This window comes from Pseudoalteromonas sp. DY56-GL79 (assembly GCF_041414765.1).
Classification (GTDB): Bacteria; Pseudomonadota; Gammaproteobacteria; order Enterobacterales; family Alteromonadaceae; genus Pseudoalteromonas; species Pseudoalteromonas piscicida.
This window is the reverse complement of the sequence record NZ_JANHZS010000011.1, coordinates 102,169-127,939: the sequence shown is the minus strand read 5'-3', so window position 1 is coordinate 127,939 and position 25,771 is coordinate 102,169. Positions and strand designations below refer to the sequence as shown.

Annotated in this window: 16 protein-coding genes; 4 read left to right on the top strand and 12 right to left on the bottom strand. The window is 43.4% G+C overall.

Translation table 11 applies throughout. The annotated features are described in order from the left end of the window. Positions 1–1,314 precede the first annotated feature (1,314 nt). Positions 1,315–2,724 (top strand): diguanylate cyclase, encoded by a 1,410-nt coding sequence (locus NO992_RS09855; RefSeq protein ID WP_371376576.1) that lies wholly within the window; start codon positions 1,315–1,317, stop codon positions 2,722–2,724. Here NO992_RS09855 and ylqF read toward each other — a convergent pair. Together ylqF and NO992_RS09845 are read right to left on the bottom strand one after the other, a co-directional pair. Then, positions 2,721–3,665, bottom strand: coding sequence for a ribosome biogenesis GTPase YlqF (ylqF, locus tag NO992_RS09850; protein ID WP_010376511.1), 945 nt, complete (start codon positions 3,663–3,665; stop codon positions 2,721–2,723). The genes NO992_RS09855 and ylqF overlap by 4 nt on opposite strands. Positions 3,666–4,668: 1,003 nt before the next feature. Further along, positions 4,669–6,552 carry a methyl-accepting chemotaxis protein gene (locus NO992_RS09845; protein WP_371376573.1) on the bottom strand — a complete coding sequence of 628 codons (1,884 nt, stop codon included), beginning with the start codon at positions 6,550–6,552 and terminating at the stop codon, positions 4,669–4,671. An 84-nt stretch (positions 6,553–6,636) separates the two neighbouring features. Between NO992_RS09845 and NO992_RS09840 the strand changes: the two genes are divergently transcribed. Then, positions 6,637–7,797 carry a porin gene (locus tag NO992_RS09840; protein ID WP_371376570.1) on the top strand — a complete coding sequence of 387 codons (1,161 nt, stop codon included), beginning with the start codon at positions 6,637–6,639 and terminating at the stop codon, positions 7,795–7,797. Positions 7,798–7,917: 120 nt separating this feature from the next. After that, entirely contained in the window at positions 7,918–8,559 is a 642-nt protein-coding gene (locus NO992_RS09835) for an alpha/beta fold hydrolase (protein ID WP_371376567.1), read from the top strand. On the opposite strand, the gene NO992_RS09830 is transcribed toward NO992_RS09835, so the two are convergent. Then, on the bottom strand, positions 8,556–8,765 hold the full coding sequence (locus NO992_RS09830) for a hypothetical protein (RefSeq protein WP_010376516.1): 210 nt from the start codon (positions 8,763–8,765) through the stop codon (positions 8,556–8,558). The genes NO992_RS09835 and NO992_RS09830 overlap by 4 nt on opposite strands. A 403-nt stretch (positions 8,766–9,168) precedes the next feature. Between NO992_RS09830 and NO992_RS09825 the strand changes: the two genes are divergently transcribed. Continuing rightward, positions 9,169–9,642: a Dps family protein gene (locus tag NO992_RS09825; RefSeq protein WP_045964032.1), complete on the top strand. Its 474-nt coding sequence runs from the start codon at positions 9,169–9,171 to the stop codon at positions 9,640–9,642. A gap of 269 nt (positions 9,643–9,911) precedes the next feature. Here NO992_RS09825 and NO992_RS09820 read toward each other — a convergent pair whose 3' ends face one another. From NO992_RS09820 to NO992_RS09780, 9 genes are all read right to left on the bottom strand, one after another. Beyond that, positions 9,912–11,969 carry a S9 family peptidase gene (locus NO992_RS09820; RefSeq protein ID WP_371376563.1) on the bottom strand — a complete coding sequence of 686 codons (2,058 nt, stop codon included), beginning with the start codon at positions 11,967–11,969 and terminating at the stop codon, positions 9,912–9,914. Positions 11,970–12,029: 60 nt separating this feature from the next. Then, on the bottom strand, positions 12,030–12,404 hold the full coding sequence (locus NO992_RS09815) for a hypothetical protein (RefSeq protein WP_371376560.1): 375 nt from the start codon (positions 12,402–12,404) through the stop codon (positions 12,030–12,032). 419 nt (positions 12,405–12,823) lie between these two features. After that, complete coding sequence (locus NO992_RS09810) at positions 12,824–14,068, bottom strand: hypothetical protein (protein WP_371376556.1); 1,245 nt, start codon at positions 14,066–14,068, stop codon at positions 12,824–12,826. 169 nt (positions 14,069–14,237) lie between these two features. Then, a complete protein-coding gene (locus NO992_RS09805; protein WP_010376521.1) occupies positions 14,238–17,390 on the bottom strand; it encodes an efflux RND transporter permease subunit in 3,153 nt (1,050 codons plus the stop codon). A gap of 15 nt (positions 17,391–17,405) precedes the next feature. Then, positions 17,406–18,572: an efflux RND transporter periplasmic adaptor subunit gene (locus NO992_RS09800; RefSeq protein WP_017218297.1), complete on the bottom strand. Its 1,167-nt coding sequence runs from the start codon at positions 18,570–18,572 to the stop codon at positions 17,406–17,408. Positions 18,573–18,815: 243 nt separating this feature from the next. After that, complete coding sequence (locus NO992_RS09795) at positions 18,816–21,191, bottom strand: ABC transporter permease (RefSeq protein WP_371376549.1); 2,376 nt, start codon at positions 21,189–21,191, stop codon at positions 18,816–18,818. A gap of 2 nt (positions 21,192–21,193) precedes the next feature. After that, positions 21,194–23,578 carry an ABC transporter permease gene (locus NO992_RS09790; RefSeq protein WP_253105875.1) on the bottom strand — a complete coding sequence of 795 codons (2,385 nt, stop codon included), beginning with the start codon at positions 23,576–23,578 and terminating at the stop codon, positions 21,194–21,196. Positions 23,579–23,588: 10 nt separating this feature from the next. Next, positions 23,589–24,293 (bottom strand): ABC transporter ATP-binding protein, encoded by a 705-nt coding sequence (locus NO992_RS09785; RefSeq protein ID WP_017218294.1) that lies wholly within the window; start codon positions 24,291–24,293, stop codon positions 23,589–23,591. A 10-nt stretch (positions 24,294–24,303) separates the two neighbouring features. Then, positions 24,304–25,545, bottom strand: a complete 1,242-nt coding sequence (locus NO992_RS09780; RefSeq protein ID WP_010376533.1) for an efflux RND transporter periplasmic adaptor subunit — start codon at positions 25,543–25,545, stop codon at positions 24,304–24,306. Positions 25,546–25,771 lie beyond the last annotated feature (226 nt).

The following is a 25,771-nucleotide window of genomic DNA, read 5'->3' as shown; positions in this document are numbered from 1 at the left end:
ACAAAACCCAAAGTAGTGTGGAAATAAATAACGAGTGAAGCGAAAGTATGACCGCTGCGTTAATCAAAATATCTAAGATGTGGATGATGAATTAACCTAGCTTTTCTCTGAGGCTCTGGAAACGGTGAGCCTACAAAGCTCAATATAGAATAATACTTTGCCCCCAAGAATAAGCAGAAATAAGACATACAACACACCAAAAACCATCACATTAATAAAACAATACACTCAATAAATTTAAATTTGGTGTAATTCCAACCACCTAGATCTAAATAAGAATTATTTTCAAAAAGAACGTTGACAGCCCCTCAAATCTAATTGATAATCACTATCAACAAGACGAGAGTGACGGCTCAACTTGTTATCACAATAGTTTCTTGACCCGAAACAAGGCTGGTATCCACAACTACCAAGGACGTTAGCAGGCACTTGCATTGCTCCTCGTATTTAGACGCTAACTCCACTTTTTACTTGCTACATTGCTCATATCGGTGACGGTAGATATGAAATCAAAAAGCCCTGCTCAGGGCTTTTTTTATGCCCAAAATTTATTTTTACTTCGGTATTTCCTAGAAAAACAGCCGCATTAATATTAATGAGAATTATTTTCAAAAAAGTATTGACTCATTGTTAGATCTAACTGATAATCACTATCAACAAGACGGCAACGTGTTGTTTCGCCAACTCAGTTAGTAAGGTTGATAGTTGTAAAGCCCTGCCTACCTGATGTACTCGCTACCTTGAGATTGGCATTAGTACTCTAGTTTGTTTCTCGACCCTGAAACACGGCTGGCCAACGTTAATGGCTTGAATGAGCTTAATTCAGTCGCCCCTAAACCTGACTAAGTTTATTCTCACAATTTACTTGCTACATTGCTCATATCGGTGACGGTAGATATGAACGTAAAAAGCCCTGCTCAGGGCTTTTTTTATGCCCAAAATTTATATCTATTTTCAGCACTTACCGAAAAACAGTCGCACAAACATTAATGAGAATTATTTTCAAAAAGGTATTGACCTAACGGCTAATCTAATTGATAATCAATATCAACAAGAGAACATACTCTTGCTGATTCGACCCTGAATCGTGTTGTCGGTGATGTGCTACAACGCCCCTTGATGTGTATCACTGGCAACCACTTTTTACTTGCTACATTGCTCATATCGGTGACGGTAGATATGAATCAAAAAGCCCTGCTCAGGGCTTTTTTTATACCTACATTTTCTATCAGCGTTTGTTCAGCTGTAATGTCGTGTAATCGTTTTCTTTTACTAGAATCCGTATCATTCTATTTTTCCAAAAATAACAATAATATGAACGCTCGACGCTACCGTTATAACATGTTGTTAAGCCTGCTGCTGCTGGTAGGGTTTATTTTCACCAGCTGGATAAGTATCGAGCATGCTAAACAATCGTTGTATAAAGGGGTGAGCGATGACGCTCTGCCACTCACCAGTCATCTGATTGATTTAGATATACAAAAACGGCTTCAAGCTCCAATTATTGTTTCTCAGCAAATGGCAAATAACGTCTTTATTAAACGTTGGCTAACCTCTTCACAGCAAGACCCTGCGCTTGTTTTCACCTACTTAGAAGATACTCGATCATTACATCACGCAAAAACAAGCTTTTTAGTGGATGACAAGAGCCTCACTTATTACCACTTTGATGGTAACACCCAGCAGTTAGACATTCGCGCCAAACAAAACGATTGGTACCGTGAAAGCCTGCATAGCGATGCTGACTATGCGCTCAATGTTGATATAGACCCAAGAGATAACAACGAAGCTATTGTTTACGTCAATCATAAAATAAGGCAAAACAACGATGTAATTGGCGTTGTTGGGGTTGGTATCTTATTGGCTGATTTACACAATTTAATCGAACAATACGAAGCCAGCTACGCACGCAAACTGTACTTTATTGACCACAAAGGCAGGCTATTATTTTTTAACGATCAGACCCTATCTGGCACCAGTATTCATGATCGTTTTCCAACCCAAGCAACGGCGCTGCTCAATCAATCCGAATATCAATTTCAGTTGGAAACCGACGACCATGCCGAGTTTGTCCATTCGCGCTATTTGGACTCTATAGGCTGGTATTTAATTGTTGAGCAAACAATAGATAAATCAAGTGGAATAAGCGACATCCTCACAACCAATTTATGGGTAGGGAGCCTCGTCACCTTATTAATATTGGCCGTAGCGCAGCTGACGTTTAATCATTATCAAAAACGCTTAGAAAAAATGGCGAAGTACGACAAACTCACCGATACCTTTAATCGTCAAGCCTTCGAGCCACAGCTTCAGCATCATTTAGCTAAAGCGCGTACCCAATCAACCCCTGTAGTGATGTTGATGATGGACATTGACCACTTTAAACAAGTGAACGATCAACATGGCCATGTGGTAGGCGACAGAGTGTTGCAATGCTTCTCGAACGTATGTAAACGGCAGATAGAAAACAACGGTTTGCTGTGCCGCTGGGGAGGCGAAGAATTTATGGTATTGCTACCCAAAGCGACATTAGAGCAAGGAATTGCGATTGCTGAGAAGATCCATGTTGCACTAGAGCAGGCGGAATGTGAGGTCAAAGTGACAGTCAGTATTGGCGTTGCACAATACCATATTGATGAATCGGAAGATGGATTTATAAAGCGCGCCGATGCCGCGCTCTATCGTGCCAAACAAGGTCGGAATCAAACCAAATTCGCCGCTTAGCGGCGATTCTTACGCGCTCTTGCGCGGCGCTGACGTTTTTCGTCTTCACGCGCGGCCTTTTTAGCCTCAGCTTGTGCTCGTAACTCAGCAACCATTTCTTCTTCCGACTCTCGCATTTCCGGCGTTTCCATCGTGATCAGCCCGATAACAGCATCGCGCAGTTCGTTGATTAAAATCTCAGACATCTTATGCGTATCGACCTGATTGCCACCCTTTACACAGCCGCGCTTGCGGCCAGCCATTTCGATAAATGTCCAGTCACAATCCGGTAATTCGTCGAGCTTGTAACGTGCTTTTAAAAGCTCTGGATATGCACCTAGCAGATATTCAGCGGTGTAGCTCGCCACTTCTTCATAATTGATAGCAGTATCGCGAATAGCACCCGTTGCCGCCAAACGATAGCCCGAGTTTTCGTTCTCAACCTTTGGCCACAACATACCCGGCGTATCGTAAAGCATAATGCCGTCTTCAAGCTTAATACGCTGTTGCGCTTTAGTTACCGCTGGTTCATTACCTGTCTTTGCAACGATTCTGCCAGCAAGTGTATTGATAAGTGTCGATTTACCCACATTTGGAATACCCATGATCATAGCTTTTAGCTGCTTATCTTGACCCACTTTATGAGGTGCAAGCTTTTTGCAAAGCGCATTAATACGCTGTACTTCATTCGCCTTATCATGACCAAACGCCAGTGCTTTTACGCCGCTCTCACGTTCAAAATACTCCATCCACTGCTTGGTCAGTTCAGGATCGGCAAGGTCCGCTTTGTTCATGATTTTGATAACAGGCTTGTCACCGCGTAACTGCCCTACCATCGGGTTTTCGCTACTGTATGGAATACGAGCATCCAGCACTTCAATAATGACATCCATCTGCGGCATGATCTCTTTGATCTCATTGCGCGCTTTATTCATATGCCCTGGGAACCACTGTATTGCCATTATAATCACCTGTATTAATTAACTTTAAAAGCTCATATGTTGAACACCTTGCTAAACTCACACCTACCATAACGTCGTTCGTACGGAGCAAGAGATAAGTGTAGGATACAACATAGGGTACTAAACGCTTTTAATACAGCAGCAGTACCTCATCACTAAGTTGGCTATTCTACTATAAATTAGCAGGATTGGGTTAATGGCTATGAATTCTGTTTAATTCACATATCACACTCAAAATACTTGTCCATATATCGCAGCTATGAGTAAAGCCAACCTGTCCTCCTGACAGGTTTCTACGCCCAGCAATCACACCCAGAAAGCACAATTTCTCGGCGGGTGTACCGCCTCCCACAAAACTATTTGCACTGCGAATTAAGAGGTTATGCTGATAGTTTTTGTAACCCTTGAAAACAGCTTAATTAATAAAAATCGTAGAAGATCTCACAAGCAGCTTATCCCCCCCCATCACACCTTTCATGGGTAGCAACTGCCTGCTCGAGAACATTGAAAAAATGGACTTCATCACACATCTACACTTAGGGCCTGTTGACCTTTGCTGTTTGATTTTTGTTCTTCTGAGTGTGTTTTGGTCGCGACGCTCGACTTGCCGCCTAGTAATCTAGGCAAAAGTTGAGCAACAATGAACAAAGCGCACTCAGATGAACCCAAAGGGCAGCGCTTGATTAGCATTTCTACTGTGTTATCGCCAGACTTACATAGAATGACTATGCTACGCTGGCTCTGCCTTGTATAAATACCAATCAAACTGCTGCAAAAACAAACTTGAAAGATCAACAGGCCCTAATTGCAGATATGGAAATCACTGATATGGCCTGCTTGGTTTCTAGCGTAATAAAATAACAATTAAAGTGAACTCGGAACATGGAGTTAGTTTACTAACAGATTCATGAGGCATTTCGTTACGCGTTAGCAGCGCAGTGGAAAATATTCTTGCCTTGAATTATCCACTCAAAAGTTGAGTGGATAATTCAAACTCAAAAACTCACAACGTAAACTTAGACAGCAGCGCTTCTTGTTCATGGGCGTTTTTCGCGAGTTCTTCGCTGGCGCTGTATTGTTTGTCTGAAAAACTGCCGACTTCGACGCTAATATCGTTGATATGTATTGTATTTTTATTGATTTCTTCAATCACCACACTTTGCTCTTCGATGGCGGTTGCGATTTGAATATTGCGATCCATAAGCTCTTTTACTGCTTCTGAGATTTCTTCTAGCATATGTGTCGCTTGCTCGGTTTGCGACACACATTGCTGGGTTTTATCGCGGCTGCTTCCCATAGATTGCTGAACTTGAATGGACGAGGCTTGGATCTGGTCGATCATGGATTTAATTTCGGTGGTGGATTCCTGCGTTTTTGATGCTAAAGATCGCACTTCATCGGCCACAACCGCAAAACCACGACCTTGCTCTCCGGCACGTGCGGCTTCAATTGCAGCATTAAGTGCCAGTAGATTGGTTTGTTCTGCAATGCCATTAATGACCGAAAGAATATTCTCAATATTTTGGCTATATTCTGCAAGTTGCGTACTCAGCTCATACGATGCAGTAATATCGTCAGCCAAGGCATTAATTTGGCTTCGCGCTTTAAAGAATATCTCTTGCCCTTCGGAGGTCTTTTCATTTACCGAGGTAATAGAGCTTGCGGCTTGCTGCGCGTTACCCGCGATTTCGGTCGAGGTAGTACTCATTTCATTCATCGCAGTAGCGAGGTTTTCAATGAGGCTAACTTGTTGATCAAGTTTCTGTGAAGAATGCGTCGACAGCTCTTTGGCGGCATCACTGCTTATCACCACGTCGTCTGCACGTTCTTTTACATTGCTTACTAGCCCATGCAAAAAACCCAAGAACAAATTAAATTGTCGCGCTACCGTGCCGCACTCGTCTTCGTTAACGATTTTTAAGCGCTGAGTTAAGTCACCGCCCCCACTTGCCATGCCGGTGATTGCAGATTCCAAATCCCGTAATGGTTGAAGTAAGTGAATTGCCAAAGTCCGTACGCAGAATACTCCAATAGCCACTGCTAAAATGGCAATGATCAGAGAGTTTATAGTAATTTCAGTTAGTGTTTTGTAGGCTTTTGATTTATCGATTAATACCGCCAAATACCAGTCCGTACCAAAGGTGTTATCAAGCGAATGTAAGTAAAACAGCCTTTTGCCTTCTTTAGTATCCACTTCTTGCAACTTATCTACGGTATCTAAGCGTAAAGCTGGATATACCTGTTGCAGTTTTTTGCCGTTAAATTCGGCATGTTGATGAGAAATGACATTACCAGACTTATCGACCAAAAAGGCATAACCCGTGTTATCGAAGTTGACCTGATTGACACTATTGGCGATGGTTTTTAGGCTTAAATCTCCCCCAATTACCCCTTTAAAATTACCGTTCACTATGATGGGAGACACCACCGACAGCAATAATTCACCTGTCGCTGCGTCAGTATATGGACTGGTATAAACGGTTTTATTTTGGTTTTTACCAAGCTTATACCAAGCTCGTTCTCTAAAATCGACACCTGGAGGATTTTTGCGAGCGGGGTTGTTCGACCTGAGCCCTTCCTCATTAGCCAAAGTACCAAAAGCCAGCAGAAACTCCTTTTTAAACACTGGTGTATTCAGTGCTTGTTGAAAGTGATCATCGCTAAAGTTTTGCTCTAACTGACTTTTTATCACATTAATTTGCGTTGCTTTACCGGCCAGCCAATTCTCTATGCTCACGGCCAGCAATTGCGTGCTATCTGTTACATAGGCATGGGTTTTGGTTTTTACCGAATCGCTAACAAACCAGTAAGTAGAAAGCGTCGTCGTGGTGATGATCAATAAGATCACTATGGCAGAAGTCACAGAGAACTTAGTGCGGATCTTCATATTCAACAGCCTGAATAAAAAGTGCTCGAATATCAAAAGTGTTGTCTATAATTCGATTATTGGCAACTGAGCGATGTAAAAACCATGAATTTTACTTTGAGCAACTCAAACGCACTGATTGGCCTAGCCTGTTTACTGACTTCTTCAGCAGCTTTGGCAGCCGAACGCCCTGTCACCATGGCCGACATTGAAAATCTTGAGCGGCAATTGGCTGAGCTTAAAGCTCGGTTTATGACGCAAAATAGCGAACTAAAGGCCGCAGCTCCTGTGGCAAAATCAACACCACAAAGTGACCCTGTAAAACCACCTACCGAGCCCTCAACCACGCTCCAAACCTATGCCACAATACGCCCGACATTTGGCGTAATCAATCAAGATGATACAAGTAACTGGGATGTTCGTGATGCCTTATCCCACGCAGGGATTAAAGTGACACATGAATTTATGCCGGGCTGGCAGGCCGAACTTCATGGTGAATGGGGCATCGATCTCGCCAATGAAGGAAATTTTGGCAAATCACGTCGTGCTTATACAGCGCTAGGTACACCGTATGGTCGGTTTGGCATTGGCAAACAAAGGCCTGCACAGTATCTGTTTATTGCCGAATACGTTGATATTTTTAATCACGCCAGCAGCCCATTTGCTTACGATCCAGAGAGTATTTTTTTCGTTGATAATTTAGTTACTTACCGCTATGAATTGGGACCAATGACGGTTATCGCTGCTGGCCAATTTAATGGGGATAAGGGCGATAATCAAACGGATTTATTCAACACTGGGTTAAGTTACGATAACGCGGGTTTACATGCGGCGATTACTTATCAACAAAACAATGTATACGATAACGAGCAGCATATTGGTGAAAACCAACTTTGGTCTGGTGCGCTGGCTTATCAATTTACCTCCCGCTTTTACGCTGCCATGGCGTATCAGGACAAAGACTATCAACGCGTGGGCGTACTTGATTCTCGACAAGGCCACACCTTTGATCTTTCGTTAGCCTATCAACTCGCAAAACACTATAAGCTCAAAACCGGATATTTTGCTTTTGATGACGGTTACGGCAGTCATGATCCGCTTAATCAAAGCTTCGATGGCTACAATGTTACACTTGAGTGGCTACCAACACCGCCCCTCAGAGTGCACTTGGAGTACTTAAACAAGTCCTTCGACAACCAAATCGATATGGACTCCATCTCTATTGGCTTTAGGTACGATTACAAGCAAGAGTGGCAATTTGATTAGCCAAGATCACAGGATCTTGGATAATAATTTTTCAATTTGGTTTGATTTATACATCAAGTATTCAAGTGAGGGTGGTACACTCGCGCAAGGCTTAGAAGTATTCAAGTTTGAAGAGGCGGTATGAACCACGCTCCTATTCCACTCAATATCACCGCAAGCGCCAACATCGAGAGCATTGTGGTGCTACATGGCTTGTACATGTCTGGTTTTGTGATGCGCCCGCTTAGCGCTCGATTAGGTAAATCGGGCTACCGTATTCTCAATTTAAGCTATAACACGTTAACACCAAATATTGATGAGATCTGCGCCGCTATTGATACTTTTGTTGGCGACCGCCCCGCTGCACTCGTTTGCCACTCCATGGGAGGCTTAGTTGCAAGAGCGTATTTAGAGCGAGGCTCTATAGCGAGCAAGCAAGTAAAAAAAGTGGTGACCTTAGGGACACCACATAAAGGCAGTGCCATTGCCAAGCATATGCACGACAAAGGACTGGAGCTACTGTTAAAAAACAGTGTGGAGTTTTTATTATCTAACAATCAAGATTGGCCTTTCGACGCCAAGCTTTACAGTATTGCCGGCGACCTACCCATCGGACTAATGCCACTGCTACAAAAAGGTAGCCAGTCGGATGGCACAGTGTTGTTAGAAGAAACCAAGCTCAGTGGCATGGCCGAGCACAAAGTATTTCATCTCAGCCATACCAGCTTAATATATTCCCGTGCGGTAATGGACTATATCTGCGAGCTGTTAGAGAGGCCTTAGTGCTCTGCGCTTGCAGCTACTTTGTAAGCAATCACTGCGATCAAGCCAACTAATAACGGTACTGGCGCTGCAATATAGCCAAAGGTATCTGAGTTTGCGATGCTTGCGCCAGCTAAGTGACCCACTAGCCCAACAACAAAAGCGACTAAAGCGATAACAACGACGACGAGTTCCATTTTATGTTCTGATTTTGTTTTGCCTTTCATACTCATTTCCTCAAGTAGTAGACACCGCGTTTTTTGTGTCTTGATGAAATGATTATGCGCTTATGATGCGGTGATATTTTGACCTAAATCAAGTTTGAAACCGCCAAAATACGAACGAGATTAAACACTTGTCTTAGATCAAAAACTACGCGCTCTGGTAAGGCTTTGGGAAAAGTTGGCAAGCTTTATTCCCGCCAAGTATTCATGCCATCTTGTTATTTTTGAGTGCCTTTTAGGGTTTCATCTTGTTTTTTACCACGCTCATCCCAACGTCATATTGTATTAATATTTGATATGTTTTTATTTTATTGATTGATTTTTCCGATTAAACACTTTGATTTTAATCATTGGGCAATCACCTAAGGTTGCGCCATACTGACTGTGAATCAACAAGGAGCATCGCATGACAAACATTAATTCTATCGGTTTAGACAAAGCCAAGAGCCAAGCGCTAGTAACGTCACTTAATACGCTACTAAGCAGCTATCAAATTCAATATATGAATGCCCGTGGTTTTCACTGGAACATCAAAGGTCGTGAGTTTTTTGAACTGCACCTAAAATTTGAAGAAATTTATACGCTATTGCTTGAGAAAGTCGATGAAATCGCAGAGCGTATTTTGACGATTGAAGGCAACCCATTGCATGCGTTTTCTGATTATTTGGAAACCAGTAAAATTCACGAAGCAAAAGGGATCAGCAATGGTACACAAGCACTAGAAACCTTGCTTGATGGCTACACAACACTTATTTCTATGCAGCGTGAAATTTTAGCACAGGCGGGTGAAGCCGAAGATGAAGGGACAGCAGCGCTAATGAGCGACTACATCAAAGAGCAAGAAAAGCTGGTATGGATGCTTAAAGCGTATTTAAACTAAGATAGACGTATAGTTCGAGCTAAGACTAGGGTGTACGAGTCGAGCTAAAGCTACGACCTATAAACCGAGCCAGCTCCTACCTAGGTTCTCCTCTGGTAGGAGCGAGTTCACCTCGCGATCTTTTATCTCGCTGTTTTCGGGCTAAGGCTAGGGTGTACGAGTCGAGCTAAAGCGACGACCTATAAACCGAGCCAGCTCCTACTCAGATTCTTCTCTGGTAGGAGCGAGTTTACCTCGCGATCTTTTATCGCGTTTTTGTCGAGTTAAAGCTACGACCTACCATCCAATAAGCTGATAAAGAATGCCATTTCTAGTGCTCTTTCATGTAGGCTTTTAAATCGGCCTGACGCACCACCGTGACCCGCTTCCAAGTCGGTTTTAAAGACCAGTACATTATCATCCGTTTTATATTCTCTAAGCTTAGCAACCCACTTCATGGGCTCCCAATACTGCACTTGCGAGTCGTGTAGGCCTGTGGTGACAAGAATATTTGGGTAGGCTTTGGCTTCAATATTGTCATACGGCGAATATGCTAAAATATTCTGGTAGTCCGCTTCATTATTCGGATTACCCCATTCATCATACTCGTTGGTGGTCAATGGGATTGACTCATCCAACATGGTTGTTAACACATCCAAGAAAGGCACATGGCAGCCTAACCCTAAATACAGCTCTGGAGCTTGGTTTGCAATTGCGCCCATTAACAGGCCACCTGCACTTCCACCTGATGCAAACACTTTGTCTTTATGGCCGTAGCTCTGCTCAACCAAGGCCTTGGTAACATCAATAAAGTCGTTGAAGGTATTTTGCTTATGCGCTTTTTTGCCTTGCTCATACCATTCACGACCAAGCATCTCAGAACCTCGAATATGCGCAATCGCGTATACAAATCCTCTATCTAACAGGCTTAGAATTTGACTAGAAAAGTTAGGATCGATAGTAATACCATAAGAACCATAGCCATACTGCAATAATGGATTGCTACCGTCTTGATTAAACTTATCTTTGCGATACACCAAAGATACAGGGACTTTAACGCCATCTCTTGCAGTAATATGCAAACGTTCAGAGTGATAATATTCTGGTTTAAAATCACCTAACACTTGCTGTTGCTTTTTCAGCGTCTTCTTACCTGTAGTTAAATCACAATCGTACACTGAGCTGGGAGTTGTCATACTCGAGTAGTGAATACGAATATTACTTGAACTTGGCTCAGGGTTATTTCCTACCGTGGCAAAATAACAAGCATCATCAAATCCAAGGTGATAGCTCTGCCCTTGATAATCGTGGACAACAAAACGGATCTGCCCTTGTTCACGCTCAGTCAGCACAAAGTGACTGTTGAACAGCTCCAAGCCTTCTAATAGTACATGGTCGCGATGGGCAACTAACTCTTCCCATTGCTCGACATCACCAACGGTTGCCGCTGTTGCACGCATTAACCTGAAGTTTTTAGCATTCTTGTTACTCAGGATGTAAAAGAACTCTCCCATTTTTTCAAGACCATATTCATGGCCAATTTCTCTTGGAATTAGGGTGCTAAACTCACCGCAAGGATCGTTTGCATCCAGTATTAACTGATCGCTCGTTTCCGTCGCAGCGAGATAGATATAAATAGCGCTTTCGTCACGACTTTTACCCAATCCCATATAAAATTGGCGATCTTGCTCTTCAAACACCAAAATATCATCGCTTTGTGGCGTTCCCAACACATGGCGATACACTTGGAAGCCGAGCAACGTTTGCTCGTCTTTTTTGACATAAAATACGGTTTTATTGTCGTTCGCCCAAATGACCTGACCTTCGGTGTTATACAGCACGTCTTGCAGTAATGTATTGGTATTTAAATCAAGAAACTTGATGGTATAAATTCGACGCCCGTCAGTATCTTCACTATAGGCAAGCAGTTGCTCATCTGGGCTTACGGTAATATCACCGATGTCATAAAACTCGTTGCCAGCGGCTAACTGATTAATGTCTAACAGAAGTTTTTTATCCGACAAATCTTCTTGTGATGCGCGATAATACTTAGCATATTCCTCATCACCACTCACTTCACTCACATACCAATAGTTGCCATCTTTTGCGGGCACTGAGCTATCGTCTTTTACGATACGACCTTTCATTTCTTCAAACAGCTGGGTTTGCAACGCTTGGTGAGGCGCCATTTGCGCTTCACAGTAATCATTCTCTGCTTTGAGGTGTGCCAACACATCAGCATTTTTACGCTCGTCATCACGCATCCAGTAGTAGTTGTCGATACGCTCATGATTATGGTGCAGCAAGGATTTCGGCTGCTTTTTGGCTAGCGGTTGAGTTTTTTCCATCACCAAGTTGTCATCCTAAATTCGTTATTTTTCACCAGTGTATCACAGCAAATTTAGGAATTAACAACCATCTAAAAAGCTTTCTGGTGTTTCCTCTATAGCAACGCCCTGAGACTTTGCAACCTGCCACAATTGCTCTCCTTGTAATTTAGGCACAAGCCAATTACAGGCAAAACTAGAATATAGATAAACTTCTTCATCTTCTGCAGAAAGTAGCTCAACCCCAAATTGATCCTGCTTATTTGGATGGCGATAAACACAAAGCTTATTGTTGCTCGTCATTCTATACACTTTCGGCAGTGTTGAGCGCCAGTTATAAATGTGAATTTCACGATTTTCAAAGTTTAGGATTAATGTGTGTTCCAGATTAATGATTGCATAAACAATGACTCCTGCAGTGAGCAGCAGCATCACCATTGTTGCTGGTCTTGCCAAACTAGCATCCACAGTCAATGAATTGCCAGAAACGACATCCTCAACTGTTATCGCATAATAAGTACCCAGTGCAAAAAATATAGTGCATGCCAAAATTTGCAAAGGTAGAAGTCTAAAGCTTTTTTTTAATGTAACGCACTGAATCATAATACCCTTTATTTTCTAATCACTGATAATCAACTCTATTGGTATAACGCATATTAAGAAGTTAAATTAGCAGCTAAAATAGCTTAGATGTAGACCCAACAGCCCTCTTTTTCTTTTGCCATATGCCAAAGCAGCAAAGAAAGAGGTGGCAATACCGACTCATATTGGCAGGTAGCCGGAGCGTTTTGTAAACGTAATTTTTGTCTGCATAGGATAAAATTCAGAAAATTTATGACTTAACTAATGATAAGAAATATTATCAGTTCTACTAACTACTCATGCTTAAAGCCAATACGTATCACTGAAATAGCATATTCAGCCCCCTCAACATCCATGTGTCCTTGCTGATTTCTATTCCCTGTACTCATTTCATCAAGGTAAATCGTTAAAGACTTGTCTGCAGCTGCAATGACTTCACCATCATCAATCACCCCGTTGTAATTAACATCTTGCCAAACCTTAAGGTAATGATAATTATTATCAAATTTATCGAGTATTGCATCTTGGTTTGAATCTAATAGAGAAATAGTGTCTTGAGTCTCAGTAAATGGCTTGAATAATATCTCACTTGCACTATCTAACTGATTGTTTTGATTTGCATCAATGATCAATAATGCATCAGCACTTCCCACTGTAATGGAGTTGGTGTTTGGATTAAGTGACCATTCTACTCCATCCTGTGCCAGATCAAGTGCGATAAAATGCCCGGACGTAGTTAAAGTATCTAGGCTTCTATAGCCTCGGCAAGGTGGCTCATCAGGTCTATGTACTACACTCATCATACCGCAAACTATATCTGTAACGGTTTCTGGTCTTCCATCATTCGGATTTGACCAACTTCTTGGAATATTAAACTCTTGCTGTATAGCTTGATCCATAAATGACTCAAACTTACTACCAACGAAAAAGCTAGAAGCTGTACCAGCAAATGCAGAAAGCAACATACCTTGTGGACTGGTCCCCGCTAATATTGACACAGCTTTGGCCACTCCCATACCTGTACTGATCCCTACAACAAATGTCATCGCCTCTGAAATAGCAAGTCGATTCTCGCCGTTAGCTAGGTGGATAAACGTCTGCAATGTTCCATTTGTAGCAACTATCAACATGTTAATTTTTGCTATTTTTTCACTAACCTTCTGATGTAGCCTTCTATTCGTTCTCACCTTCTTTCGATATTCTTCTAGAGCATTTAGTATTTCCTTTGCTGCCACCGCAAGATCATTTGCTGTTTCATTAAATTTGGCTTCTTGCTCTGCTGTAGTGTCTGAATTACCATTACTCCCGCCACCCGAAGATGCTCCACTGCTACTTGAACTGCCACCGCCAGAATCTCCCCAGCCCCCCGAGAAACATCTTGCCTGCCTCATACTACGTACATTAATTACGCATTCTCTCTCGTGCTTCCAGCCATTAACTTCAATACGTTCAACGTCATCACTTGCTTGTACTTTAGCTGATGTGCTGATGACCCCCAGAGCAAATGTAATAGCGCCTGAAATAAGTGATACTTTCAAAACAACCCTAAATTAAACAATTTTTTGCAATTATATTAAAATTACCCAAAACAGGTATAGCAAGAAATCATTAATTTACCTTTCCTAGAAACAGGTTGGGTTTTTAATACACAAAAAAGGCCGAGCATCACTGCGCGGCCTTTATATTATTGAGTGTAGACGAGAGTTTCTAAGCTTCTGCTTTCTCTAGTTGGTTATCGTCAGATTTAGGCTTGCGTCTGATCTTCGCTTTTAAGCGTGAACCCGCACCCTGCACATCCGTTAAGATGATGTATAAGGCTGGCACTAACACAAGCGTGATAAGCGTTGCGAATAGCACTGCAAACCCAAGTGATACCGCCATCGGAATAACAAACCTTGCTTGTAGACTGGTTTCAAAGATGATTGGCATGACACCGGCAAACGTCGTGATAGAGGTTAGCGTGATTGCCCTAAAGCGTGCACAACCCGCTTCAATAACAGCCTCTTTAAGCTTAACGCCCTCAGCACGTGCTTGGTTGATATAGTCCGTCATTACCAAGGAGTCGTTGATCACAACCCCAGCAGCGGCTACCAATCCAAACATAGACATAGTACTCATATCTAAGCCAAACACTAAGTGGCCCCATAGCGCGCCAACTAAGCTAAACGGGATTACCGACATCACGATAAGCGGTTGTGCATAGCTCTTAAGCGGTACAGCCAATAGGATATAAACCATCAACATACCAGCGGCAAAGAATAAGATCTGCTCACTGGTTTGCGCTTGACGCTCTTCCACGCTACCACCTAGCTTAGTTTTTACGCCTGGGAACTGTTTTAGTAGCTCTGGTAAGATATTTTCTTCGATATTCTTAACCACGGCATCTGGCTCAATCAGCTCTTCATCGATGCTACCGTATACATATACCGTTCTAAAGCCATCTTCACGACGAATATAATTGATACCCGGCTTCTCGGTAAACTCTACAACATCGCCTAGCATCACTTCTTTGCCTTTTGGCGTTGTGATGATAGTACGCTTAAGTGAAGCCAAAGCTTTACGATCAAGTTCAGGATAACGCACCATCACTTTGATCTCTTCGCCATCACGAATAACACGCTGTGCTTCGCCACCGTAGAAGCTATTACCAACCTGAATCGCAACATCGGCAAGTTGCAAGCCAAGCTCATAAGCCACTGGCTTAAGCGCGATCTGCATTTCTTTACTCGCAGGGTCAATACTCGAGCTAATATCAAATAACCCGGGTTGCTGCTGCAACATTGAAATAAGCTGTCTGCCCGCTGCATTGAGAGTCTCGATATCAGAACCTAGCAAGCGATAACCAAATTCACCCTCACCACCACTTTGATCGCCAACACTGTCATACACAATAATTGACTTCACTGCAGTGATCTCTGGCATTGCCTCGCGCCAACGGCGTGCAAGTTCAAAAGCCGTAAATGGTCTTTGCTCTTCGTCCACTAACGTCGATAACACTGAGCCCTTAGTGCGGCTCTGGTTCCAAGAATATACATCCTTAATCATGCCTTGACCGAACTCTTGGGCAATCTCTTTATCGACATTGCGTACCATTAACTCAATAGACTGCATCGCTGTAATGGTCTGCTCGTCTGATACGTTGTCGTTCATGGTAATTTCGATCTTTGGATAATCTTCAGGCACCTTAGGGAACGGAATAAAGCGCACTAAGTTCGAAGTTACTAAGCTAAAGCTAAATACCAGCATCGCCACAAAAGTTAATAATACGGTCCAGCGCCAGTCAACACAGCGCTGAATAAAGCGTCTGTATGGTCCGTTTACAAATGCGAAGAACTTCTTGTTAAATGCAGCACGACGACTGTTTGGACGTAGTGGTTTAATCTTAGTGTGAGCAATGTGCGCTGGCAAAATCCATTTGGATTCAATCAAACTGAATACCAAGCACAGAATAATAACGCCCGAGATTGACTTAAAGAATGCACTTTCAGGACCAGATGAGAACAACATAGGTGCAAACACAGCAATAGTTGTTAATACACCAAAGGTTGCTGGCGTTGCAACACGCTTAGCGCCAATCACCACATTCTTAACGCTGTGACCTTTGCGTTCAATTTCGGAGTAGGCGGACTCCCCTATGACGATGGCGTCATCCACCACGATCCCAAGCACCATAATAAAGGCAAACAGCGATACAATATTAATGCTGATCCCAAGTGCTGGCATAAATAGGAACGCACCAAGGAAACACACCGGCAAGCCAATCATTACCCATAGCGCTAATTTGAAGCGTAGGAAAATAGTCAGCATGATGGCGACGAGTAACGCCCCCTGTAACATATTGCTCTTCATCATCTCGAGTCGAGCATTCAGGTAGTACGTCATATCAACGATTGGTTCTAATCTTAAGCCTGCAGGTAACTTAGCGTTTTTCTCTTCGATATATTTATGTACCGCTTTCGCGATTGGGATCATATTTTGGTCTTTGGTCGCTTTAACCGACAGGAATACTGCATTTTCACCATTCAAACGGAAGTAATATTCACCTTCAGTCAGACCATCTTTAATTTCTGCGATATCTTGAAGATAAATTTTGGCGCCGTTATCACCGACCTTAACAGGAATGTTTCTAAACTCATTACCGCGGTACATTTGGTTTTCAACACGCACTGCAATAATGCCAGATTCGGTTCTGATTTGACCTGCTGAAATGTTGGTCGAATAACGTCTAATTGCGCTACTTACATCACTAATCGTTAGGTTGTAACGGCGCAGAGCGTCTGGATCAACTTCAATACCAATCTCATAGTCTGGGGTTGAACGGTCAACCAGTGAAATCGTTGGAATTTCGAGTAATTCATCCTCGATTTCTTTGGCGATTGGCTTGAGTGCATTCAACGGTAGATTACCAGCCAGCGCGACGTTCACCACGTCTTGACGAAATTCTATAAGCTGAACCTGCACGGGCTCCATGGATGCTGGGAAGGTCGCGATACTATTCACACGCGAGCGAATTTTATCTTCTACTTCCGTTAAGTCTTCATCTTTATAGATCTCAAGTTGCGCACTACCGCTGCCTCTAGCAGCACGGTAAACCCCTTTTTTGATTTCTGTAACGTCTTTTAATGCTTCTTCAATTTTGATCAAGATCCCCTCTTCAATTTCTTGAGGAGACGCGCCAGGATACACGGCTGACACCGTTACATAATTGATCTCAAAGTTTGGAAACATTTGCCTTTGGATAGTCATATAACTGATAAAACCCATTATCAGTATGAAGACCATCAACAAGTTTGCCGCTACCGTATTATTCGCAAAATAAGCGATAATACCGCGCTGCGATGCTTTTTCTATATCACTCATGGTCGCTCCTTGCTGTTACAGCTTTTCCGGCTGACTACTTGGCTTTGATGAAGAGTCCGTGCCAGCAACTTTAACTTCCATGCCTTTTTGTGGATATTCAGGTGGTGTCATGACCACTTTATCGCGACTTGTGATGCCATCACCAATTAGGAAGAACTCACCCTCTTCGCGGATAACTTGCACTTTACGTGGCTCAAGCTGGTTATCTTGATTAAGCAACCAAACCGACTGATTATTCACGATATCTTGAGGTAGACGGTAGATTTGCTTTAACGTTTTACCCGCAAAGCTAACTTGTACATACGTACCGTATTTTATCGCTGGCTGGCGCGTTGTAAGACCATACGGGTCATTGATACGTACCACTAGGTTGTTCATACGTGTTTGTTGGTCAACAGTACCTAAATCTCTATCAATTACCGCTTCACGAGTAAAAGCGCTCACACCACGTTGATAAACCGTAGCAGCAAGGCCTGCCACTCGCTCAGGTAAAAACACAGAATCAAAACCCGCGATAGGAATAATCACTTCGGCAGTTTCGATGTTATTGACCGTACCAACTGAGCTACCCATAGAAACGAACTGACCAAGACCAACGTCTTTTTTCACCACTAGTGCGTTATAAGGCGCGATAACTTCGCAGTTTTCTAAGTCTCGCTTTGCACGCTGCAGTGCAGCTTTTGCCGATTTTACTGAGGCTTTGGCGCTCATGACCTGCGGTTTACGTAAAAATAGGTCGGTATGCTTTTTATTTGGAAATCTTCTTGCTTCATCAGCGGCAACATCAGCTTGTGCTTGCTCTTCGATAAGCTGCGCCTCGGCTCTGGCAAGTTCTGCTTCTGCTTGTAGCAACGCGGCTTCGTAGTTATCTTGCTCAATACGCAGTAACACCTCGCCTTTTTGTACCACACCGCCTTCAACAAAGTTAGGGTGCCAGTATTCAACTTCGCCCGATACTTGAATAGAAAGTTGTGTACTTTCTAGCGGTTTTACTTCGCCATAGCTTTGGATCACAACTTGGTGATCTTGCGCAGCGAGAGTTTCAACTTCAACAACAGGACGAGAATCGACTTCTTGCTTCTCAGGTTCACTCTTAGCAACGGCATTGACGAACATAAATCCGACAACACCGACTATAAGCACGGTAAAGGGTAGAATCCATTTTAAAGTTTTAGCTTGCATGACAGTACCTATTGATAATTTCCTGACCGTATAGTACCAAGTTTAGCGCGTTCTCGGATGTGACATTTGTAAGAATCTGTTACACCTTTAGAACAACTTTTTATAACTATCGAAAAACAGCGGAAATTATAAAGTAATTTCAAACAATTAAGCACCAAAACCTTTGATTTATAAAGGTCTTTCTAAGTGCGACTTTTGTGAGTTATATAACAATTTTTTCGGCTTTTTGTCACATTTATCTCCCTAGATCTGCTTAGTGACATGGTGAAGCTCAAGCGCTAGAACGATACAGCCTACCAATACGATAGCGAACAACAGATAGATCCCAAGCAGCGGACTCAAGATGCCAAACATACTCGCCACAACTAAAGATAAGAAAACAGCAATAAACACCGCGACTAACACGAGAGAAGCCCGGCTCCAACACTGCTCGATAAGAACATCGCGTACCTTAGCACCGACTAAACGCTTAATATTAAAGACTGGCGCATTCAATATAGCGAGGTAGCCGAGCAAACCATACATACCTGCAACTACCTGTATCAACATCATCAGTGCGATCATCAGCCCAGCTAAAAAGCTCAGCATGGCTGTTTTGTTGAGTTGCTGCATACGTAATTTAATATCGACGAGCTTTAAAATAGATTGGCTTGGGTTTTGTTGTTTGTACAAGGCGGTAACCGTATGCAAGTCAAACTTCTCTCCCGCTTTGGCTCGCACCAGAATATTTCCACTAATAAAATTAAAAGGCAGATAAGCCAAGGCTTGTACTTGGGAGGTATGGCTAAAGGTGTTTTCAACAATACCCACAAGGGTAATAGGGCGCTGATTCCTGTCGTAGATGGTCATGCCGATATCTGCTGCTGTTACGCCAAGGCGCTGCGCTAACAGCTGATTGAGCACCACTTTTTTCCCTGAACTATTGATGGCTAAGTCATCCTCAGAGAATCCGCCACCAGCAATAAACCTGAGACCTGAGGTGCTAAAGTAATTTGGCCCGCTGAGCTGCAAATAAGCGACAACTGAGTTGCTGCCATCATCACGCAAGCTTAGCGGCTCCAGAAACACAAACTCGTGGGGTAATACGCCAGCCAGAGCAGCACTCTCGACACTTGGGTGCTGCCTAAGCGCCGACAAGTTTGTCATCGCTTGATTATATCTTGCTTGAATAGCACCTGAGCTGCGGTCGTAGTTACTTTGCTGTAACTCAACAAAATAAAGGTTATTTGAGTTAAAACCACTTGGGGTATTTAGCTGCCCGCCAAAGTAGCTCAATAGCCAAAACGCAAAGCTCATTGTGACTATGCCCACACCGATTTGCAATCCGAGTAAGGCTTGGCTCATTGACTTAGGTAATTGTTTGACCTGTCCCTTTCCTGAGCCACTTAGTTGACTACGAATATCCTTAAATGACACCTGAGACATTGCCAGTTTTACAAACACCAGTGCACAGAGTTGAGCAAAAGCAACTACCAATAAGAAGCTCCACCAAGGAAGTTTGAGCCAAACAGCATGGGCTAGGGTCTCCTTCGACCAAAACTGCATTAGCCAAACGCCAGCATTCGCTATCCCTATGGCAAGCAATGACGCAAACAAAAAAATCAAGGCAATATAACGCCACTGTTCGAGTTGCAGATTGCCGCGCTTAGCACCGAGTACAATCGCCAGTGCCAGCTGGTTTTGTTTGGCTTTAAAGTCTAACAAGTAGAGTGAAAATGCATTCACTAAGGTAATGACAAGCAGCCCAACGCCTGCAAATGCTAACCATTGCGTCGTTGTTCTTAGCTGCCCTTTTAATTTATCCGCAAGTGGTGACAACGAAAATCTGAGCGTCGCACGACCAGATATCGCCTGTTCTAATTGTGCTTGCTCAAATGCAGCTTGAAACTGCGCTTGCAAAAGCGTTAATTGCAGCAGCGCATTTTCTTGTTTTATGCGACCCACAAGAAATAAGTCGCTTCTTACCGCCAAGTGATCCATACCCGTAATATGGTCACCCATCATCTGTGCAAATGGCAAGAATACCTCACTCATCCGGTTAGATTGATATAACTGCGGTTCGGACTCATCGCACGCGACCACTCCCACCACGATATAACGACGGTCATCAAGTTGAATGCTCTGTTCTATAATATTTTCATCGGGTAAATGTTGCTGCACAAAGCACTCTGTCACAACGACTTCATTAGGTGCGGTACCAAGCCCATTACTTTGGGAAAACCACCTCCCTTCCTTTAAAGTAATATTAAAGAGCGAAAAGAAATCATCACTGACGTAAGTTGTCTCAATCCTCGGCTCAACCACTGAACCACGTAATAAGCTGTGGCTATACAATACTGCGGAGGCTTTATCAAACAATTGCTGATCTTGAGCAAGCTGCCACGCAACAGGCGTAGAGATAGCATTTTCCATGATTGCCTTGCCATGTTCATCTAGCATATCACCCTGTAGCCATACGAGTTTATCGCTTTGTGGATAAGGTAGCGGCTGATAAGCTTGCCATGATAAGCCAATACTTAGCATCATAGCGGCGAAAGCGCCGCTCAATAACCCGGCTAACGTTAGATTTAATCTAAGTCTATACCTCAATCGCCCCAATAGCTGATGCCATAATGTCATGCTTATCCCTTCCCTAATTCAGATGGGTTGATTAATGCATTGAGTGGCCTGCGCAGTATTTGTTGTAGTGAAAAGTACAAACACGAACTCGACACCAACACTATCCCCACTGCCGCAATCGAAAACTCTGCCACATTAAATGTTTGTTGAAAGTATGGCGACAATAATAAGCAACCAGTCAGGGCGATCATTAACGCAATACCTATGTGCTTAAAGTGGGTAGTAAGATCCTCTCGAGTTAGATCGCTGTGTTTGGCCCCCAGCACCATTTTCGTGCCGTAATAAGAAACCTTAAGTGATTGGCTATAACGAAAGACACCAAACAGGCCAATAATCACGAGCAGCAACGCCAACGCAAAGATAAACAGTGCTCCATAGGTAACCAAGGTATCAGTCAACAGGTATTGCTCACGCTGCGCTGTAAGTGATTTAAAACTAAAGATTTTCAATGCTGGATGAACTTGCGTAAGTAGCGCTGCAAAATGGGATTTAGTAACTGGCTGCTGAGTCTTAATTAACGCCGTATTACTTCCTTGTACTGCTCGATACACATGGGGCAGTGCGGGTTCGCCTGGCACGGCTAAATCAGCAACGACACCAATAATTTCAAATGCCGCATCTTGGTCTGTAATGTTAAAACTCAAGCGCTTGCCTAGCGCTTTTTCCTCTCCACCTAGTTGCTCGGCAAAGGTTTTATTGATAATTAACTGCTGCTCACCGCGGCGCACCGCTTCACTATCGAAAAACTGACCTTGAAGTAACGGTAAAGAAAAAAATTCAAGATAACCACTATCCACAACTCGGCCAACTGGATGCACGCGTTCGAGCGTCTCGACTTCTTGCAATGACCAAGTGCCAACGCCTTGCCCGATGGGTGAACGGCTTCGACTCACCGCGATAACTTCTGCGGTATTCGCTAGGGCTTCACCGGCTTGACGCATGACTTCTCGGTATTCGTCTCTCGGCATTGTGTCAGGAGCATAAAACGTGACTTCGTACTTATTCTTGAGATCTACCGCATAAGCATTTTTGAGATGAGAGATGGCAACAACACCGACATTAAAGCAGAAGAAGGTCAAGATAATAGAAATACTTAACTGACTCACCGCCATGATCCGTTGTACTCGCTCACTCACAACAACGGTATTCCCCTTACCGCTTTGTTTTAGCATGTGCGTTAAGTGACGAAAGCGTATTGCTGACATTCCAGCTAACAACAATAACCAGCTCGTCAATAAAGCGACCAATCCCAGTGCAAGCACACTTTGCCAAGTTAACGAAATCAGCTGCGCTTGCGGCAACAATCCCACTAGCTCTTTCTGTAGCCACTGGCAGATAACATAAGACGCGCCAATTGCAACCACGAGTGATACGAAGCAAAGTATTAGCAGCGGTAACCACTGCATCAGCGCAATATCTCTTATTTTTGCTCCCACCACCGCCTGAATTGCCAGCCGGCGCTGGATTTGACTGAGTCTCGCAAGGTATAAATTACTGATATTTAATAGCGCTATACCAAGTAAACCAAGCGATACCACAAACATTCCAAATAACAATAAGGGAGACTTACCGAGCATAATTGATTTCAACGACACTGCGCGAATGCCAATATGCCACTTCGCAAAATACTCACTGTCGCTCACTTTGCTGCGCCAAAGTGTGTTCATTTCGTTGGAAAGCGAGAGGCTGACTTGTTCATGCTCCATCCCTGTAGCCAGTTTACCCACCATCAAGTTAAGCGCATAACGGTTCCACCAGTAAGGTTTAGCTTCCTCTGAGGTTAGGTTGTATTGCCAAGGTAGCCATACCGCAGTGTTGTGCATCAGCTTTTTTAAGTTAGGTTCATAAAACCGCTCTGCCGCCACCCCGACAATCGTGAACTCTCGCTCATCCAGACGCAGCGTTTTATTTAAGATATCAGGATCGCCATTGAAGTGACTTTGCCAAGCTTGAAAGCTCAGCACTGCAACAGGGTTGCTCTCATCGACAGATTCAGTAATAACCCGCCCCATCGCAAGCGGCATATCAAAAATACTAAACCACTGTGGCGAGACATAAGCTGATTCAACTTGAGGCGTATCAGCATCTGAGGTAAGTAACTGCTCGGCATAATGCACCATCGCCAGTTGCTCCATTGCGACTGGTTTATGCTCGTATAAATGCATCAATGATGGGTAGTTAAAGGCTTCGCTGCTCTCGTTACCATTTTCATCAAACATCGGGTATTCAAGTTTAACAATACGCTCTGCGTCCGGGTATGGTAGAGGTGAGAAATACAGGCTATGTAACATCCCCATCGCGACCAGCATCACAACGAATACGCAGCTCAGCGTAGTCACCACACTAACATGGTAAATATTTGCACGGCCTAAGTTGAACACTTGCATGGTGCCCTCTCTATGCTCGTTGACTAACAGATTGAGCAGAAGCGACGGTACCTAACAGCTCACCATCAAACAATTTCACCTGCCTTGGAGCCATATCGGCATAACGTGGATCGTGCGTCACCATACAAACTGTGGTGCCTTGCTGATGCAATTCAGCGATTAATTGCATCACCTGATCGCCACTTTTCGAATCTAAATTACCTGTCGGTTCGTCCACCAGTAGAATACTTGGCTCGGTCACCAAAGCACGAGCAATCGCGACACGCTGCTGCTGCCCGCCTGATAGCTGATTTGGCTTATGTTGAACGCGATGCGACAGTCCAACCTTTTGTAAACAAGACTCGACTCGCTGCTTTACTTCAACCTTACTCAGCTTTTCAGAGCGATACTTTAGGGGTAAAGCAACGTTATCGAATACCGAAATTTCATCAATGAGATTAAAAGCCTGAAAGACAAACCCAATATGCTCATTGCGAAGCTCAGCGGCTTGATCAAGCGTCAGCGTTGTCACATCATGAGCACCAATCGTATAACTACCACTTGTCGCTTGGTCAATTAAACCAATGATGGATAACAAAGTAGATTTGCCACAACCAGATGGGCCAGAGATCGAAATAAAATCGCCTTTTGCTATTTCCAGTGAAATATTTCTCAGTGCGTGTGTTTGCAGCTCTTCGGTTTCGAACACTTTATTAATATTTTTAAGCACTATCATTTTGATATTCCTACTCTAATAAGATTGTCTCATCTAGACTGGCAAGATAGGCTAGATCAGAAATGATTAATCGTCTCCCGGCTTCAACGCCAGAATCTATAACAATATATTTCCCAGTTGAAGCACCAAAAGTGATTTCTATCGGCTTTGCGGTGTCATCACTAGTCAGTGCAAATAAGGTCTGCGTTTGATTATCTTTGGCATTGGCGGGACGTTGTACATAAGTGGCATTGGCAAGATGCTTAATGGCGATGCTGGCAGAAATGCTCAGCTGCGCTCGCGCCTGCTTCGGTAAAGCATTTGGTAAACTCACTTCTACTTCCACGCTATTGTTTGTCACCACCGGGTCAACTCGGATCACTTCGCCTTTTACTTTATTGGCTTGCATGTTCACCATCACATATTGCCCAGTTTCAACCCAGCGCACTTGGGATTGTGGCACAGACAATACCGCCACCAACGACTGGTTAGAGCCAATTAATGCTAACTCGTCACCAACATTGACTCGTTGCCCAAGCGCCAGAGGCATTCGCTCAATAACCCCTGAGGTACTAGCTCTAATCTCTAGTTGTTGTTGTTTTTCTAGTAAGTTATTGAGTTCTTGCTCGCGAATGTTAATTTCTTCGTTGGCAAGGGTAAGCGCCGAACCATGCAGTGCTTGCAGCTGTTTAGCTTGCTCTTCTAGCATGGTAATTTCATGTTGTAAGGTACTCAAACTAGTTTCAGTTTGGGCAAAATTAAGCGCGGAAATAATGCCTTGTTGTGCAAGGTTTTGCTCAGCACGATGACGCAACACTAAGGTTTTTAACTCCCCCCGCTTTTGCATCAGCTGTTTTTGTTCGTTTAACTGCTCCCTTTGCTGAGAGAGTAGCAGCTGCTCTTTTATTGCCCACGACTGACGCAAAGCTTGTTTGGCTTGCTGAACTTGCAACACCAGATCAGGACTCATGAGCTCAGCAATCACATCACCTTTACGAATAATTGCGCCCGCTTTGTGATGGATCACCTTAACAATGGCCGCACTTTGCGCGTTTAACAAAAACTGCTCAGCACTACGTAACTCTCCAAAGCTGTCTACTGACAACGTAAGCGGACCTTGTTTCACCTCCGCGACCAGTATTTCAGCGCGCATCACACTGGAATGAGATGCCCATTGTTGCCACAGCAAATAGACAACTATCACCGCCATTAAACAGACAACAACGATGTAATGTGTGGTTTTTTTTTGCTTTGCCGGTTTGACTAGATCCATTTCCCCTCCTAACTGACTACGCACTAAGAGCGAGAACTATGCCAAATTAAAAATATTTTTAAATTTCAATACATTAAGAAATAATAAAATACCCAACATTGCTACTTTTTCGAAATCGGACATAGCTTTTCGGAATCGAACAGACGTTTTAACTTAGTTGCAAGTCTGTCGTTTATCTTTTGTTACATTCATTTTACCTTGAGTTTCTGACAGGCTCTGATGTTTT